We start from the raw sequence: 15,790 nt of genomic DNA, 5'->3' as shown, positions 1-15,790 counted from the left end.
TCTCGTATGCCGGCTACGACCCTGTTTTCCTGTCCATCGCCCGCTCGGTGATCGGCGGCCTGTGCGTTCTTGTCTGGTGCCGCTGGCGCGGCATTGCGCTGTTCACGCCCGACAAGACCCTCGTCGCCGGCATTGTGGCGGGCGCGCTTTTCGGTCTCGAGTTCCTGTTCCTCTACGTCGGTCTCGAGCATACGACGGTTGTGCGCAACACCTTGCTGGTCAACACCATGCCGTTCTGGATGCTGGTCGGCGGCCATTTCCTGCTGGGCGAAAGCATCACGGCGCGCAAGCTCGTTGGGCTTCTGCTCGCTTTCGCCGGACTGGTCGCGGTGTTTTCCGATAAACTGAGCGCCAATGGCGGCGCAACATTGAGCGGCGATTTGCTCAGTCTCGGCGCCGGCATTCTGTGGGCCGTGACCAATATCGTCATCAAGCGGTCGAAGCTGGTGACGGCCAGCGCCGAAAAGCTGCTGCTCTATCAGCTGGCCGGGGCCGCCGTCGTCGGCATTTTGGTGATGCCTTTGCCGGGCCGCCGGTCCGCAGCTTTACCGTTCTGCCGAGCTTGGCTCTGCTGTTCCAGGCCGTCTACGTCGTCGCGTTCACCTATGTGCTGTGGTTCTGGCTGCTGCGGCGCTACCCTGCATCCGGCTTGTCGAGCTTCACCTTCCTGTCGCCGGTGTTTGGTGTGCTGTGCGGCGCCGTGTTCTTGAACGAGCCGCTGCCCGTTCGTATCTTCCTGGCACTCGCCCTGATCGCCGCCGGACTCATCATCGTCAACCGGCCGGCCCGAAAACAAAGTCCCGGATGAGCATGCGCGATATATTGAACGACCTCGAAGCGGGAAAACAGCTCTCTGATCCGGACCCGGTGCGTCGCGCCCAGATCCAGATGAAGACGCCGCTGCCGAAGCGCTTCTACAAGACCGTCGCGGTAGCACCGGTCGAAGACGGTTTTGCCGTCCATCTCGATGGCAAGCCCGTCCGCACGCCGGCCAAGGCGCTGCTGGCGCTGCCGACCGAAAAGGCGGCTGCTCTCGTCGCCGAGGAATTCGCCGCACAGGAGGAGACCATCGACCCGGTGACAATGCCGGTGATGCGTCTGGTCAATACGGCAATCGATGGCGTCGCCAGTGATCCCCAGGCGGTGCTGGAGGACATCCTGCGCTTCGCCTCATCCGATCTGCTCTGCTACCGCGCCGATGCGCCCCAAGGGCTGGTCGACCGGCAGAACGAGCATTGGGATCCGGTCATCGACTGGGTGCGCAGCGCGCTCGGCGCCCGGTTCCGTCTTGCCGAAGGCGTGATCCATGTCGAACAGCCGCGCGAGACCATCGCGCTGCTTGGCCAGCATCTTGCCCAGCGTGCCGATCCGCTGCGCCTTGCCGCCATCCACGTCATGACGTCGCTGACCGGATCGGCGCTGCTGGCGCTGGCCGTCGACTTCGGCGAGCTCGATGGCGAGGCTGCCTGGGCTGCCGGTCATGTCGACGAGGACTGGCAGGCCGAGCAATGGGGCCATGATGCCGAGGCCGTCGCCCGCCGCGCTGCCCGCAAGCGCGACATGATGGCCGCAGTCAACCTGCTCGAAGCTCTCAAAGGCTGACGGCACCGTCGTTTCTATTTCGCACTGCACATTAGACCAAAGTCATAATCCCAAAGGCGGTCTGCCTCTGGGCATTGCTTTCTGTCATTTTTTGCACCGATGGCTGTACTGAGTCTGCGTTGCGAGGAAACGCGGACGATGACGCGCAGCATCGAGGACTGACGGAATCACGAATCACACGGGAGGATACACTCATGGCAATGGCATCGACCGCCGGCAAAACAAGCCGCGGCATGACGCGGGAGGAGAAGAAGGTCATCTTCGCCTCCTCGCTCGGCACCATTTTCGAATGGTACGATTTTTATCTCTATGGCACGCTGACAGCCGCGATCGGCGCAGCCTTCTTTACCCAGTACCCGGAAACGACGCGCAACATCTTTACGCTTTTGGCTTTTGCCGCAGGTTTCCTCGTACGCCCCTTCGGCGCGCTGGTATTCGGCCGCATCGGCGATCTCGTCGGCCGCAAGTACACCTTCCTCGTCACCATCATGATCATGGGCCTGTCGACCTTCCTGGTCGGCATACTTCCAGGCGCAGCCAGTTGGGGTATAGCGGCGCCGGTCATCCTGGTCGCACTTCGCATGCTGCAAGGCCTGGCGCTTGGCGGCGAATATGGCGGCGCCGCGACGTATGTCGCCGAACACGCTCCCGACGACCGTCGTGGCTTCTACACCTCATGGATCCAGACCACCGCAACGCTCGGCCTGTTCCTGTCGCTGATCGTGATTTTGATTGTACAGAATTCGCTGAGCAAGGAAGATTTCACGGCTTGGGGCTGGCGCATTCCATTCCTGGTTTCCGCGGCCCTGCTCGCCATCTCGGTTTGGATTCGCCTGTCGCTTGCCGAGTCTCCGACCTTCCAGCGCATGAAGGATGAGGGAAAAGGTTCCAAGGCGCCGCTTACCGAAGCCTTCGGTCAGTGGAAAAACGCCAAGATCGCGTTGCTGGCGCTGCTCGGCCTTACCGCCGGCCAGGCCGTAGTTTGGTACAACGGTCAGTTCTACGCGCTGTTCTTCCTGCAGAACGTGCTCAAGGTCGATCCGCAGTCGGTCAATATCATGATCGCGATCGCGCTGGCGCTCGGCACCATCTTCTTCGTCGTGTTCGGCTGGCTTTCCGACAAGATCGGCCGCAAACCGATCATCATGGCCGGCCTTGCACTGGCGATCGTCACCACCTTCCCCTTGTTCAAGGCGCTGACGAGGGCGGCCAACCCGGCGCTCGCCACCGCCCAGCAGAATACGCGCGCGACAGTAACTGCCGCACCTGGGGACTGCAGATTCCAGTTCAATCCGACCGGGACCCGCAAGCCTCTCACCTCGTGCGACATTGCCACGGATTTCCTTGCCAAGAGCTCCGTGCCTTACGACATTGTTGCGACCGCGGCACCTGGGACTGCGGCAAGCGTCAAGATCGGCAACGAAACCGTCACCTCCTATGATGCTGTGGCAGCCGCAGACAAGGCGACTTCAAATGAAACTGCGTTCAAGAAGGCAGTAAACCTCGCGCTGCAGGACGGCGGCTATCCACTGAAGCGTGCACCGGCCAAAGTATCTGACCAGAAGCTCGACGCCTTCGTCGCGGCCAATCCGGAGCTGAAACTCGATGCGGCAGCCATCCGCGCCGGCGACAAGGCGACGGTTCCGACCGAGCAGGCGATCAAGGACAAGCTGCTGACTGCCGACGACGCCGCCGGCTCGCCAGAGGTCGCCGTCTACACGATACCGGGCGCCGGCGCCTTTGCTATGTTCGCGGACCCGGCTGCGGTGAATTGGCCGATGACGATTGGCATCCTGTTCATTCTCGTCCTCTACGTGACAATGGTGTATGGGCCAATCGCCGCAATCCTGGTCGAGATGTTCCCGACCCGCATCCGTTACACCGGCATGTCGCTGCCCTATCACATCGGCAATGGCTGGTTCGGCGGCCTGCTGCCGGCGACGGTGTTCGCGCTCAGTGCCTACAAAGGCGACATCTACTACGGCCTCTGGTACCCGGTGGTGATCGCGGCGATGTCGCTGATCATCGGGATGATCTTTATCAGGGATACGCTCGGAACGGACCTGCACGCCAAGCAGTAGCCGGCCTGTCCCGGTTCAAAGCAAAGCCCGGCGCGAGTGATCACGCCGGGCTTTTTCATTTATCGAGTGCATGGAGGGGAAGGGCTTAGCTCTTCCGATCCTGGTTCGCTTCCTCGATCGCTGCTTCATGATACCAGGCACTTCCGAAATCCGTTCGGTTGCGCAAAGAAGCAAGTTCTGCCGCGAACTTAGCCTTTCCGCTTAAATTTGAGGCAGAAGCGCGCGCTGCCACCGGGAACATCAGGATTTTGGCCGACTGACGAGTGGAAGTGATTTCCATTGTCGGTTTCCTTTCTTCGACAGAACACTGCCGATTCAACCTTTCCCCAACATAGGTTCAGCAACCGAATTAGGCAACATGATTACGAAAAGATCAGTACTTGCACATGATTTGTGCAAGTTGTGCTTGTGGATGATCCGAACGCAGCATGACGGCGGACCAGCGATTTTGGGCGGATACAACCTCACTTTTTGCCGCATCCGTCGCCGGCGAGAATGGCACACGAATTGCATTTTAACAGTCCGGCAGGTCGGCTGCTGGATAGGCCGGCTCGCCCCGGCGCCATCCAGGGTTCGGTGATCAAGCAACGAGAGGCTAGAATGACGAAATACAAGCTCGAGTACATTTGGCTCGATGGATACACCCCGGTTCCCAATCTTCGCGGAAAGACGCAGGTCAAGGACTATGCCGAGTTTCCGACGCTCGACCAGCTTCCTCTGTGGGGCTTCGACGGTTCTTCGACCATGCAGGCCGAGGGCCACAGCTCCGACTGCGTTTTGAAGCCGGTCGCCGTCTATCCGGATCCCGCCCGCACCAATGGCGCGCTCGTCATGTGCGAGGTCATGATGCCGGACGGCGTGACGCCGCATGCGTCCAACAAGCGCGCCACCATTCTCGACGACGAGGGCGCCTGGTTCGGCTTCGAGCAGGAATATTTCTTCTACAAGGACGGCCGTCCTCTCGGCTTCCCCGAGAGTGGCTATCCGGCGCCGCAAGGCCCGTACTATACCGGCGTCGGCTACAGCAATGTCGGCTCCGTCGCCAGGCAGATCGTCGAGGAGCATCTCGACCTTTGCCTTGCCGCCGGCATCAATCATGAAGGCATCAATGCTGAGGTAGCCAAAGGCCAGTGGGAATTCCAGATCTTTGGCAAGGGCTCCAAGAAAGCCGCCGACCAGATGTGGATGGCGCGCTATTTGTTGCAGCGCCTGACCGAGAAGTACGGCATCGACATCGAATACCACTGCAAGCCGCTCGGTGACACCGATTGGAACGGCTCCGGCATGCATGCCAACTTCTCGACCGCCTATATGCGCGAAGTCGGCGGCAAGGGCTATTTCGAGGCGCTGATGGCAGCCTTCGACAAAAACCTGATGGATCACATCGCCGTCTATGGGCCGGACAACGACAAGCGTTTGACCGGCAAGCACGAGACCGCGCCCTGGAACAGGTTCAGCTACGGCATCGCCGATCGCGGCGCCTCGATCCGCGTGCCGCACTCCTTCATCAACAACGGCTACAAGGGCTATCTCGAGGATCGCCGTCCGAACTCGCAGGGCGACCCCTACCAGATCGCCTCGCAGATATTGAAGACGATCGCCTCCGTCCCGACGAGCGCCGAGGTTTCGGCCGCGGCTTGAGCACTTGTCACGGCGCAGACCTCAGGTCTGCGCCGTGACGTTCTGTCCAATCGCATCACAATAAAAAACCCCGGCGTCTTCGCCGGGGTTTTTTCTGTTGGCTGCAACGATCTGAATCAGACCGAATAATACATGTCGTATTCGACCGGATGCGGGGTCATTTCGAAGCGCATCACCTCGGCCATCTTGAGCTCGATGTAGCTGTCGATCTGGTCGTCGTCGAAGACGCCGCCGGCCTTCAGGAAGCCGCGGTCCTTGTCGAGGCTCTGCAGTGCCTCGCGCAGCGAGCCGCAGACGGTCGGGATCTTCTTCAATTCCTTCGGCGGCAGGTCGTAGAGATCCTTGTCCATCGGCTGTCCCGGGTGGATCTTGTTCTTGATGCCGTCGAGGCCGGCCATCAGCATGGCGGCGAAGGCGAGATAGGGGTTGGCGCCCGGATCGGGGAAGCGGACCTCGACGCGCTTGGATTTCGGCGACGAGCCGAACGGAATGCGGCACGAGGCCGAGCGGTTGCGTGCCGAATAGGCGAGCAGCACCGGCGCTTCATAGCCCGGCACCAGGCGCTTGTAGGAATTGGTCAGCGGGTTGGTGAAGGCGTTGATCGCCTTGGCATGCTTGATGATGCCACCGATGTAGAACAGGCAGCTCTCAGACAGGCCGGCATATTCGTTGCCGGCGAAGGTCGGCTTGCCTTCCTTCCAGATCGACTGGTGGACATGCATGCCCGAGCCGTTGTCGCCGAACACCGGCTTCGGCATGAAAGTGGCCGTCTTGCCGTATGCGTTGGCGACCTGGTGCACGACATATTTGTAGATCAGCATCTTGTCGGCGTTGCGGACCAGCGTGTCGAACTTGATGCCGAGCTCGTGCTGGGCGGCGGCCACTTCGTGATGGTGCTTTTCAACGCGCACGCCCATTTCGGCGAGCACGGTGAGCATTTCCGAGCGCATGTCCTGTGCCGAATCGATCGGCGGCACCGGGAAATAGCCGCCCTTGATGCGCGGCCGGTGACCGAGATTGCCGGTCTCGTAATCGGTGTCGTCATTGGACGGCAGTTCGGTGGAATCCAGCCTGAAGCCGGTGTTGTAGGGATCGGCCTTGTACTTGACGTCGTCGAACACGAAGAACTCGGCTTCAGGACCGACGAAGATCTGGTCGCCGATGCCTTCGGCCTTCATATAGGCCTCGGCCTTCTTGGCGGTGCCGCGCGGGTCGCGGTTGTAGGATTCGCCCGAGATCGGATCGAGAATGTCGCACAGGATGACCATGGTCGACTGGGCGAAGAACGGGTCCATATGCACCGTATCCGCATCGGGCATCAGCACCATGTCGGACTCGTTGATTGCCTTCCAGCCGGCGATCGACGAACCGTCGAACATGACGCCATCGGCAAACATGTCTTCCTCGACCTCGACGACATCCATCGTAACGTGCTGCAGTTTGCCCTTCGGATCGGTGAAGCGCAGATCGACGAACTTCACGTCGTTGTCCTTGATCTGCTTCATGATGTCTTTGGCTGTCGTCATGTCCCTGCTTCCCTATGTGATGACGTTTTGAACGTGGCCTTTTAACGGGAAAACTCAGACGGCGTCCATGCCGGTTTCGCCGGTGCGGATGCGCACCACTTCCTCGATGTTCGAGACGAAGATCTTGCCGTCGCCGATACGGCCGGTCTGGGCCGCCTTGCGGATGGCTTCGATCGCGGCTTCGACTGCATCGTCGCCGAGCACGACCTCGATTTTCACCTTCGGCAGGAAGTCGACGACATATTCGGCGCCGCGATAAAGCTCGGTATGGCCCTTCTGGCGGCCAAACCCTTTGGCCTCGGTAACGGTGATACCTTGCAGGCCGGCCTCCTGAAGCGCTTCCTTCACTTCGTCTAGCTTGAATGGCTTGATGATCGCTTCGATCTTTTTCATGTAAAAAGTGGCCTCCACTGCCAAAAAAGACGGGTTGTGAGCCCCGCTTGCGCCTCAATCAAGCACAAACTGTGCCAACTGATGGGGCGCCGAGCGGCCTCACATCATTTGGATACCATGCTACGCGGGAATGTACATTCGCGTCATTCACTGCGTCGGATGCGCCATGAACGCCGCGAGCCTATACACGGCTGGTCCTGCAGTCCGCACAAAAATTGGGCATATCGGATATTTCATGAGCAGCTGCGGACCTGCGACTCGTCGCTCCGGGCATCGCCGGTGTGTTTCACAACCTTCGTAGTTTGCGTCGGATCAAAAACTGGACAATGCTTCGGCAGATGATGTGCATGTCGCCCGCATGAGCAACGAACTTCTTTCTCCGTCCGAAATGGCCGAGGCCGACCGGCTGGCGATCGCCGCCGGTCCGTTCGACGGCATCGGCCTGATGCGCAACGCCGGCGCCGCGGTTGCTGCCGTAGTGCTGAAGCGCTATCCAGCGGCGAGCCGCGTCCATGTGCTCTGTGGCCCCGGCAACAATGGTGGCGATGGCTACGTCGTGGCACGGTTGCTGGCCGAGGCTGGCGTCAATGTCGCGGTCTGGGCCGAAGGCAAGCAGAAACCGGGGAGCGATGCCGCGCTGGCTGCCGAGGCTTGCAACCTGCCGGTCAACCATCTCGGCCACTGTTATCCGGAAGCGGGAGAAGTCGTCGTGGACGCGCTCTATGGCGCGGGACTGTCGAAAGACATTTCCATGCAAGCGTCAGCCGTCTCCGGCCTTAGTAGCGCGGAACGCGTGCCGGTGGTTTCGATCGACCTACCTTCGGGTGTGTCGGGCGAAACCGGGTTGACCAATGCTTATTTCGAGGCCGAGGTGACGGTAACGTTCGTGCGAAAAAAGGTCGGCCATCTGCTGATGCCCGGACGCAGCCTGTGCGGCGAGATCATCGTCGCTGACATCGGCATTCCAGATGCGATCGTCGACCAGCTCAAGATCAAGACGTTTGAGAACACGCCGGACCTGTGGCTGCGATGGAATTTTCCGCGAACGGCCATCGATACGCACAAATACAAGCGCGGCCATGTCGCGGTCTTTTCCGGCGGACCGAGCGCCACAGGTGCCGCCCGGCTGTCTGCGATGGCCGCTGCCAGAAGCGGCGCGGGGGCAGTGACCGTGCTTTCGCCTGGCGATGCCATGCAGGTGAACGCCGCGCATCTGACCTCGATCATGTTGCGAAAGGTCGACACCGTCGCGGAGGTGGGCGAATTCATCGGCGAACGGCAGCCGTTGGCCATCGTTCTTGGTCCAGGGTTCGGCGTTGGCGACAAAGCCCGCGATTTTGCATTGCGGTTGCTCAGCCGGGACCCTCTCCACGATATCAAACACGGGATCGAATTTGGAGGCGTTGTGCTTGATGCCGATGGCCTGACTTCGTTTCGCGACGCTCCAGACGCCCTTTTTGAAGCCGCACATCGAACCTTCGCACCAAGTCTGGTGCTGACGCCGCATGAAGGCGAATTCGCCAGGCTTTTTCCCGACATTGCCAGATCGAAGAAGCAGTCAAAGCTCGCCAAGGCCGGCGCCGCCTCAGCGCGTGCCAATTCAGTCATTGTCTACAAGGGCGCCGACACGGTGATCGCGGCGCCCGACGGCAGGGTTGCGATCAACAGCAATGGCGCGCCGTGGCTGGCAACGGCCGGGTCGGGGGATGTGCTGGCGGGCATCGTTGCCGCGCTGCTGGCGCAAGGCATGCGAGCCTTCCAGGCTGCCTGCGCTGCGGTCTGGATCCACGCCGAGGCCGGCCGCCGTTTCGGGCCTGGCTTGATCGCCGAGGATCTGCCGATGGCGTTGGTGCCGGTGTTGCGTGAATTGGTCGAACGCCAACAGGACCTTCTATGAGACGTCTTGCTGTCTTTTTCATCACGCTCGTCATGGCCGCATTGGCGACACAGTCGGCGAATGCCGCTGAGCAGCCGGTGACCATCGTCGACGACCCGGCCGTTCTCGCCGCCCTCGATAGCGAGGGTTACGGTTTCGCCGGCATTTTCGGCGTCGATGGCAAGGGCGACCTGAAGACGCTCTACGAGAAGGCGCCGGCCTACCACGCGATCGTCGAAACGGTTGCAAGCGACGTCGCGGCGCTGCGGGCCGAGATGAAGGCCGGCGGGCGGACGCTCTATGAGGTCACCGACGGCAATGTCGGCCGCATCATGGACATGCGCTGGCTGAAGACCGACGCCGCACGCTTCCGCCTCGTCGGCGTGGTCAACCGGCTCGACCGCGGCGATTTCGCCGCGCTGACGGGCGACACCAGTTGCGGCGAGGTGCGTTTCATCTATCGCCTCGCCTACAGCTTCAAGAAGAACGGCAAGGTTTTGGCCTCGCGCCTGCCGTTCAATTTCAGTGCCGTCTTCAATGTCGCGCCCGATGCCGATGGTGGCTGCGTCGGCGTTGCCGGACGCTGGGCGCCGCAACTCGACGAAAGCGTCGATGCCGGTTGGCTGACCGGCGGCCCGCTGGAAAGGGCGGCGCTCACCTTCAAGCAGCTCGAGCTCAATGCGCAAGTGGTGCGCTTCCCCTCCGGCCAGGAGACCGAATTCGGTGGCCAGGCGGCCTACTTCATGCGGATATTCGGCATCGATGGCTCGGCTGTCAGCGAGAAGCCGCTGGAGAATACGCCCGACACGGCACGCCTTGCTGAAGACGCCGGCTTAAAAGCAAAACTTGCGGAATACATCCGCACAGATGTTGCGGCGGTCGATCTCGGCGTCTACCAGATTCCGGACCAATTCCTGGCGAAGAAGGTCATCTCATGGTCGACCTTCGGCAGCGCAAGGCAGGCCAACCACCCGTTCACGCCGCTGTTCCAATCCGCGGATTTCGCCGGCCTCGATTTTTCTGCGCTGAAGTTGGTGCGAACGCCGGAGGCGCTGGTCGAGCGTCTGGACAACGGCGCCTGCCAGGGCTGCCATCAGGCGGGATCGACCGCCGGCTTCCATTTCATCGGTTTCGATGACAAGACGACCTCGCCGCTCAACCGCATCGAAGTTGGCATCTCACCGCATCTTCACGCCGACATCCCCCGCCGCGAAGCGTGGCTGCGCGCGACTGCCGAGGGCAAGGAGCCGAACCGTTTCCGCCCGCTGTCCTTCGCGCCGCCGGCCACATGGAACGATGCCGGCGAGGTCGACTACGCGCCGGCCGAGATGGCGATGCCGTGCCTGATGCCGGAGGATGCGGCCCGCTTCGGCGCAACCTGGCAATGCGGCGGCGGTACCGTCTGCACGCCACTGGCGATCGTGTCCGGCGTGCGCACCAAGCTGGCGCAATGCCTGCTGCCCAAGGACAGCCCCAAGGACAGCAAAGCCATGTTCTCCGGCCATCCGTGCCTGACCGGCTCGATCGCCAGCAACGCCGCGCAGCCTTTCAATGACCGCTACACCATCACCGGCCAGTTCGCGGCTTTCGCGCCGGGCATTTCACGCATCGCCTACACCTGCCGGCCGCCGAAGATCGGCGTGCCGGCGGGCATTGCCTATCGCGGCTGCGACGACCGGGATCACAGCTTTGCCGCCTTCAAACCGGGCAAGTCGATGCCGAACGAGATTTGCGGGCTGGTTGGCGGCAAAAAATTCGACACCTGCGTAGCGACCAATAATTTCGACCAGTGCCTGGGCGGCGCCGTCAATCGCGGCAACAGGCCTGCCTGCTCCGCCGACCATTTTTGCCGCGAGGATTACATGTGCCAATCGCTGCCGCCCGACACGCCGGGCATCGGCAAGGTGAGAGGCATCGGCTTCTGTTCGCCAACCTATTTTATCTTCCAGATGCGCATCGACAATCATGCGACGCCGTGGTCGGGCGCTGTCCGCGCGACGATGGGAGCGGGGTTCGGCGCGGCGGAAGCGGAATAGGCCGCCGGCTCACGCATTAGCAGCAGTGGATCCTGGTGGGCAGCTATCGATCGAGATGGTCGGCGATGTTCGATGTCCATTCGCCGTCGAAATGGCGGACATGTTCGGCGACGACCTCATCGCTCAGCAGGCTCGACAAGGCAGAAACCAGAACTGGTTCTATCTCTGGAGCCGAGTTAAATCCAAGAGCAGTCAAACGTTCGGACCAGGGCGGATGATCCGCGCTTTCGTTATCTGGCGCGTCCCAGGCCTTTTGCGCATATTCTTGCAGGATGGGAAGCCTCGACAGGTGACTGGCGGCCGCCAGAACTCTTTCGAGTGGTGGACGAGGCGGTACCATGGTGCCAAGCAGTTCACGTTTAAGCGGAATATACACTTGGTCATCGAAGAACGCACTGGCAGCACCGATCAGTAGCAGGGCGCGCGCCGTTTCATATGCATCGCCGGACGTCGCTGCATGGCGATCTGCGTCAATTTCCGCCCGTCGCGACAACCGTATTTCTTCGCGCTCCAGAGTGCGCGACAGCGGACCAAGCATCCAGTAGAACAGGCTGCCTGAAACGGTTTTCCCTGGAGGAGCGAAGTCGAAGATTAGATCGAAGCTTTTCTCGAGTTCGGCCAGGTTGAGACCGCCATTTGTATCTTTGTTTTTCAGATGGGCGTCCTCATGAGCCAAGATCGCCGCAAATGCCTTTTTGTCGGTCGCTGCGAGCAGCGGCAGGCCCACGGTGAGAATTGCCCTGCGACCAAGCAGGCCCAGAAACGGCCGCTCTTCACCGATGCTAGCGTTGAGATCGTCGCTCAGCACGATCGTCGTCCGGCTGGCGCGGTGTTTGCCAGCAATACTCTCCCAGACAGCCCACAATTTCGGGGCTGATTCCCAAGTAATCCCGTCCACCTTGCTGGGTCGAAAACCGGCGAACAATGTCCCAATCAACAGAACGATGGCCAGCATCGCGGCCGGGATTGCAACAACGCCAGTCGCGATGACAGCGAGCGGATAGCAATCGAGGAACCAGAACCACAGGAGTATTGGGCAAAACAGCGGCAGAGCGAAGAGCAGGATGGCAAACCTGCCGAAACGCGCTCCCACACAGAGGACCAGGCGCGACATCAACCCCTCTCACAGCGGAATATTATCGTGCTTCTTCCAGGGGTTTTGCATATCCTTGTTGCGCAGCATCCTGAGCGCGCGGGCGATGCGGCGGCGGGTCGAATGCGGCATGATAACCTCGTCGACATAGCCACGCTCGGCGGCAACGAAGGGTGACAGGAAGCGATCCTCGTAAGCTTTTGTGTGCGCTGCAATTTTCTCCGCGTCGCCGATATCCTTGCGATAGATGATCTCGACTGCGCCCCTGGCGCCCATCACCGCAATCTGCGCCGTTGGCCAGGCATAGTTCATGTCGCCGCGCAAATGCTTTGACGCCATAACGTCATAGGCGCCGCCATAGGCCTTTCTGGTGATGACGGTTATTTTCGGCACGGTCGCTTCGGCATAGGCGAACAGAAGCTTGGCGCCGTGCTTGATCAACCCGCCATATTCCTGCGCGGTGCCTGGCAGGAAGCCCGGCACGTCGACGAAGGTGACGATCGGGATCGAGAAGCAGTCGCAGAAGCGCACGAAACGCGCCGCCTTGCGGCTGGCATCCGAATCGAGCACGCCGGCCAGCACCATCGGCTGGTTGGCGACGAAGCCGACGGTGCGGCCCTCGATACGGCCGAAGCCGGTGACGATGTTTTTCGCAAAATTCTGCTGGATCTCGAAGAAGTCACCCTCGTCGGCAACTTTAAGGATCAACTCTTTGATGTCGTAGGGTTTGTTGGCATTGTCGGGGATCAGCCTGTCGAGCGACAGATCGTGATCGGTGACCGACTGGTAGCATTCGATCTCGGGAATTTCCGCCGTGTTGGAGGCGGGCAGCAGATCGACCAGCCGGCGCATCTGCAGCAACGCCTCGACGTCATTGTCGTAGGCTCCGTCGGCGATCGAGGACTTCGTCGTGTGGACGGAAGCGCCGCCGAGGCTTTCGGCGGTGACCGTCTCGTTGGTGACGGTCTTCACCACATCCGGCCCGGTGACGAACATGTAGGAGGTGTCGCGAACCATGAAGATGAAGTCGGTCATCGCCGGCGAATAGACGTCGCCGCCAGCACAAGGGCCCATGATCAGCGAAATCTGTGGGATGACGCCGGAGGCTAGAACATTGCGCTGGAAGATCTCGGCATAGCCGCCGAGCGCCGCCACGCCTTCCTGGATGCGGGCGCCGCCGGCGTCGTAAAGGCCGATGATCGGCGCGCGGTTGCGTAGCGCCATCTCCTGCACCTTGACCACCTTTTCGGCATGCGCCTCGGACAGCGAGCCGCCGAACACGGTAAAGTCCTTTGCAAAGAGGTACACTGGCCGGCCATTTACGGTGCCCCAGCCGGTGACGACGCCATCGCCGGCGATCTTGGTCTTCTCCATGCCGAAGTCGGTCGAGCGGTGCTCGACAAACATATCGAACTCCTCGAACGAGCCCTCGTCGAGAAAAACGTCTATGCGTTCGCGGGCGATCAGCTTGCCCTTCTTGTGCTGGGCGTCGATGCGGGCCTGGCCGCCGCCCATGCGGGCGATCTCGCGGCGGCGCTCGAGTTCCTTCAGCACGTCCTTCATGACCGGTCCCCGAAACGGAAAGCTGGATTGTGGTAATCATGCCCGCGAGAGAGCGCAAGCGCCGCTTCCTCTTGGCTTTGCTGCGCTGCAGCATCAGGCCCCTTGCATTTCGATGCGAACTGGGCCATATGCGGCGGCATAGGCGCTTGGGCCGGGATAAATCCGGCCTTCTCGACGAATGAGACTGGTTGCGTCTGTTTTCCCTCTTCCCGGCATATCGGCAAGGTGGCGAAAAAGCCCCGTGGCATGATGCCTGCGGGCACGACAGCGCAGCCGTGTGGACAATAGCGTCCGCCCGCCTTGTCGTTTCATGACAATTTTCGACGGCAGGTTGCGCCCTGCCGCCATTTATGTTTGCGGCCAGGAGCCGCATGAAAGAAGAATATTTTGACCAATGAAAACACTTTGACCGGTAAGGACACTGGGGAACTGAACGGTTTCGCCGCACTTGGAATTACCGGCGCACTGCTCAAGGCCACCAATGCCGCCGGCTTTACCGATCCGAAGCCGATCCAGGCCCAGGCGATCCCGCCGCAGCTCGAAGGCCGCGACATTTTCGGCATCGCCCAGACCGGCTCAGGCAAGACCGCGGCGTTCGCGCTGCCGATCCTGTCGAAGATCATCGCACTTGGCACCAAGCGCCGGCCGAAGACGGCCCGCGCGCTGATCTTGGCGCCGACGCGCGAACTCGCGGTGCAGATCGAGGAGATGATCAAGCTGCTCGCCAAGGGCGCGCATGTCTCGACCGCGCTGGTGCTTGGCGGCGTCTCGCGCTTCAGCCAGGTGAAGAAGGTTGCCCCTGGCGTCGACATCCTGATCGCAACCCCCGGCCGGTTGACAGACCTGGTGCGTGAAGGCGATCTCGTGCTTGCCGACACCAAATGGCTGGTGCTCGACGAAGGCGACCGCATGCTCGACATGGGCTTCATCAACGACGTCAAGCGCATCGCCAGGGCGACGGCGCCGGACCGTCAGACGGTGCTGTTCTCGGCAACCATGCCGGCCGAAATCGCCGAACTGGCGAAAGGCCTGCTGAAGAACCCAATTCGCGTCGAAGTCGCTCCTCACAGCACCGCGGCCGCCGAGATCGTACAGGGTGTCGTCTTTGCCCGCACCAAGCAGAAGCGCCAGGTGCTGGCCAACATGCTTGCCGATGAGGCGATGAAGTCGGTCATCATCTTCTCGCGCACCAAGCATGGCGCCGACAGGGTGACCAAGGATCTCGAGCGCGACGGCTTCAAGGCCGCCGTCATCCACGGCAACAAGTCGCAGAATGCCCGTCAGAAGGCGCTCAACGATTTCCGTGAGGGTTCGGTGCGCATTCTCGTGGCGACCGACATTGCGGCACGCGGCATCGACGTGCCCGGCATCAGCCATGTGGTGAATTTCGACCTGCCGGACGAGGCAGAGAGCTATGTCCACCGCATCGGCCGCACTGGCCGCAACGGCATGGACGGCATCGCCATCACGCTCTGCGACCCATCCGAAAACAGCAAGCTGCGCCAGGTCGAGCGCATCATCCGCACTAAGCTGCCGATCGTTGCCGACCATCTCGGCAGCCCCGATCCGCAGCGCAATCCCGCCGAGAAGAACGAGCGCAGCTTCGAACCGGCCAATGATCGCAACGACCACAATGGCCGCCGCGACGGCAGGCGGCCCGGCGGCGCAAACAACGGCTTCGGCAAGAAGCGGTTCGGCGACAAGCCGGCCTTTGCGGGCGAGCGCAAGCCGGAAGGCGCCAAGCCCTTCAAGGGCAACAACAAGCGCCGCTTCGGCGGCAAGCGGCCAGCAGCGCGGGCCGCATAATCTGACCGTGTTGCGGTCGGCCAAGCCTGGCTTGGTCATTCACGATTGAAAAGGGCGGCCCGCAGCACGGGAACGGACCCCACCTAGATGACTCCAATTTGTTAGATAAACCCCTCAGTGTTATTCACAACAACGAACCCCCCACCCCGCCACCCAAATCCGAGACGCGGCTA

11 protein-coding genes and 1 pseudogene are annotated in these 15,790 nt (G+C 61.3%); 7 read left to right on the top strand and 5 right to left on the bottom strand.

Annotated elements, in window-relative coordinates; genetic code table 11:
- From NKH23_RS33135 to NKH23_RS33125, 3 genes and pseudogenes are all read left to right on the top strand, one after another.
- Positions 1-808, top strand: a pseudogene (locus NKH23_RS33135) (DMT family transporter); the annotation flags it as partial.
- A 2-nt stretch (positions 809-810) separates the two neighbouring features.
- The gene (locus NKH23_RS33130) at positions 811-1,602 is read left to right on the top strand and encodes an ATP12 family chaperone protein (protein WP_352914669.1); all 792 of its coding nucleotides are present in this window, start codon (positions 811-813) and stop codon (positions 1,600-1,602) included.
- A gap of 194 nt (positions 1,603-1,796) precedes the next feature.
- Positions 1,797-3,683: an MFS transporter gene (locus NKH23_RS33125; RefSeq protein ID WP_292660392.1), complete on the top strand. Its 1,887-nt coding sequence runs from the start codon at positions 1,797-1,799 to the stop codon at positions 3,681-3,683.
- An 85-nt stretch (positions 3,684-3,768) separates the two neighbouring features.
- Here the strand turns inward: NKH23_RS33125 and NKH23_RS33120 are convergent, their stop codons facing one another.
- Positions 3,769-3,963, bottom strand: coding sequence for a DUF2735 domain-containing protein (locus NKH23_RS33120; RefSeq protein WP_352451032.1), 195 nt, complete (start codon positions 3,961-3,963; stop codon positions 3,769-3,771).
- A gap of 320 nt (positions 3,964-4,283) precedes the next feature.
- Between NKH23_RS33120 and NKH23_RS33115 the strand changes: the two genes are divergently transcribed.
- Positions 4,284-5,324, top strand: a complete 1,041-nt coding sequence (locus NKH23_RS33115) for a glutamine synthetase beta-grasp domain-containing protein (protein ID WP_254817165.1) — start codon at positions 4,284-4,286, stop codon at positions 5,322-5,324.
- Between the two features lie 116 nt (positions 5,325-5,440).
- Here NKH23_RS33115 and glnA read toward each other — a convergent pair whose 3' ends face one another.
- Positions 5,441-6,850, bottom strand: a complete 1,410-nt coding sequence (gene glnA / locus NKH23_RS33110) for a type I glutamate--ammonia ligase (RefSeq protein ID WP_254817166.1) — start codon at positions 6,848-6,850, stop codon at positions 5,441-5,443.
- A gap of 54 nt (positions 6,851-6,904) precedes the next feature.
- On the bottom strand, positions 6,905-7,243 hold the full coding sequence (locus NKH23_RS33105) for a P-II family nitrogen regulator (protein ID WP_019857988.1): 339 nt from the start codon (positions 7,241-7,243) through the stop codon (positions 6,905-6,907).
- A 358-nt stretch (positions 7,244-7,601) separates the two neighbouring features.
- On the opposite strand from NKH23_RS33105, the gene NKH23_RS33100 reads away from it, so the two are divergent.
- Together NKH23_RS33100 and NKH23_RS33095 are read left to right on the top strand one after the other, a co-directional pair.
- On the top strand, positions 7,602-9,140 hold the full coding sequence (locus NKH23_RS33100; RefSeq protein WP_352721970.1) for an NAD(P)H-hydrate dehydratase: 1,539 nt from the start codon (positions 7,602-7,604) through the stop codon (positions 9,138-9,140).
- The gene (locus NKH23_RS33095) at positions 9,137-11,155 is read left to right on the top strand and encodes a hypothetical protein (protein ID WP_352980063.1); all 2,019 of its coding nucleotides are present in this window, start codon (positions 9,137-9,139) and stop codon (positions 11,153-11,155) included. The genes NKH23_RS33100 and NKH23_RS33095 overlap by 4 nt, the downstream gene beginning before the upstream one ends.
- 43 nt (positions 11,156-11,198) lie before the next feature.
- Here NKH23_RS33095 and NKH23_RS33090 read toward each other — a convergent pair whose 3' ends face one another.
- Positions 11,199-12,269 (bottom strand): M48 family metallopeptidase, encoded by a 1,071-nt coding sequence (locus tag NKH23_RS33090; RefSeq protein WP_352721966.1) that lies wholly within the window; start codon positions 12,267-12,269, stop codon positions 11,199-11,201.
- A gap of 9 nt (positions 12,270-12,278) precedes the next feature.
- Complete coding sequence (locus NKH23_RS33085; RefSeq protein WP_352721964.1) at positions 12,279-13,811, bottom strand: acyl-CoA carboxylase subunit beta; 1,533 nt, start codon at positions 13,809-13,811, stop codon at positions 12,279-12,281.
- Between the two features lie 387 nt (positions 13,812-14,198).
- Between NKH23_RS33085 and NKH23_RS33080 the strand changes: the two genes are divergently transcribed.
- Positions 14,199-15,617, top strand: coding sequence for a DEAD/DEAH box helicase (locus NKH23_RS33080; RefSeq protein ID WP_352721963.1), 1,419 nt, complete (start codon positions 14,199-14,201; stop codon positions 15,615-15,617).
- The last annotated feature ends 173 nt before the right edge of the window (positions 15,618-15,790 follow it).

This window comes from Mesorhizobium sp. M1328 (assembly GCF_040318075.1).
Classification (GTDB): Bacteria; Pseudomonadota; Alphaproteobacteria; order Rhizobiales; family Rhizobiaceae; genus Mesorhizobium.
Note: the sequence above shows the minus strand (reverse complement) of the source record. Positions and strands in the feature narration are given on the sequence as shown.

What these genes read in the sequence shown, in the direction of transcription:
- NKH23_RS33130 (WP_352914669.1), top strand. Translation starts at nt 811, where the DNA reads ATGCGCGATATATTGAACGACCTCGAAGCGGGAAAACAGCTCTCTGAT.
- glnA (WP_254817166.1), bottom strand. Translation starts at nt 6,850, where the DNA reads ATGACGACAGCCAAAGACATCATGAAGCAGATCAAGGACAACGACGTG.
- NKH23_RS33085 (WP_352721964.1), bottom strand. Translation starts at nt 13,811, where the DNA reads ATGAAGGACGTGCTGAAGGAACTCGAGCGCCGCCGCGAGATCGCCCGC.
- NKH23_RS33120 (WP_352451032.1), bottom strand. Translation starts at nt 3,963, where the DNA reads ATGGAAATCACTTCCACTCGTCAGTCGGCCAAAATCCTGATGTTCCCG.
- NKH23_RS33115 (WP_254817165.1), top strand. Translation starts at nt 4,284, where the DNA reads ATGACGAAATACAAGCTCGAGTACATTTGGCTCGATGGATACACCCCG.
- NKH23_RS33105 (WP_019857988.1), bottom strand. Translation starts at nt 7,243, where the DNA reads ATGAAAAAGATCGAAGCGATCATCAAGCCATTCAAGCTAGACGAAGTG.
- NKH23_RS33095 (WP_352980063.1), top strand. Translation starts at nt 9,137, where the DNA reads ATGAGACGTCTTGCTGTCTTTTTCATCACGCTCGTCATGGCCGCATTG.
- NKH23_RS33100 (WP_352721970.1), top strand. Translation starts at nt 7,602, where the DNA reads ATGAGCAACGAACTTCTTTCTCCGTCCGAAATGGCCGAGGCCGACCGG.
- NKH23_RS33125 (WP_292660392.1), top strand. Translation starts at nt 1,797, where the DNA reads ATGGCAATGGCATCGACCGCCGGCAAAACAAGCCGCGGCATGACGCGG.
- NKH23_RS33090 (WP_352721966.1), bottom strand. Translation starts at nt 12,269, where the DNA reads ATGTCGCGCCTGGTCCTCTGTGTGGGAGCGCGTTTCGGCAGGTTTGCC.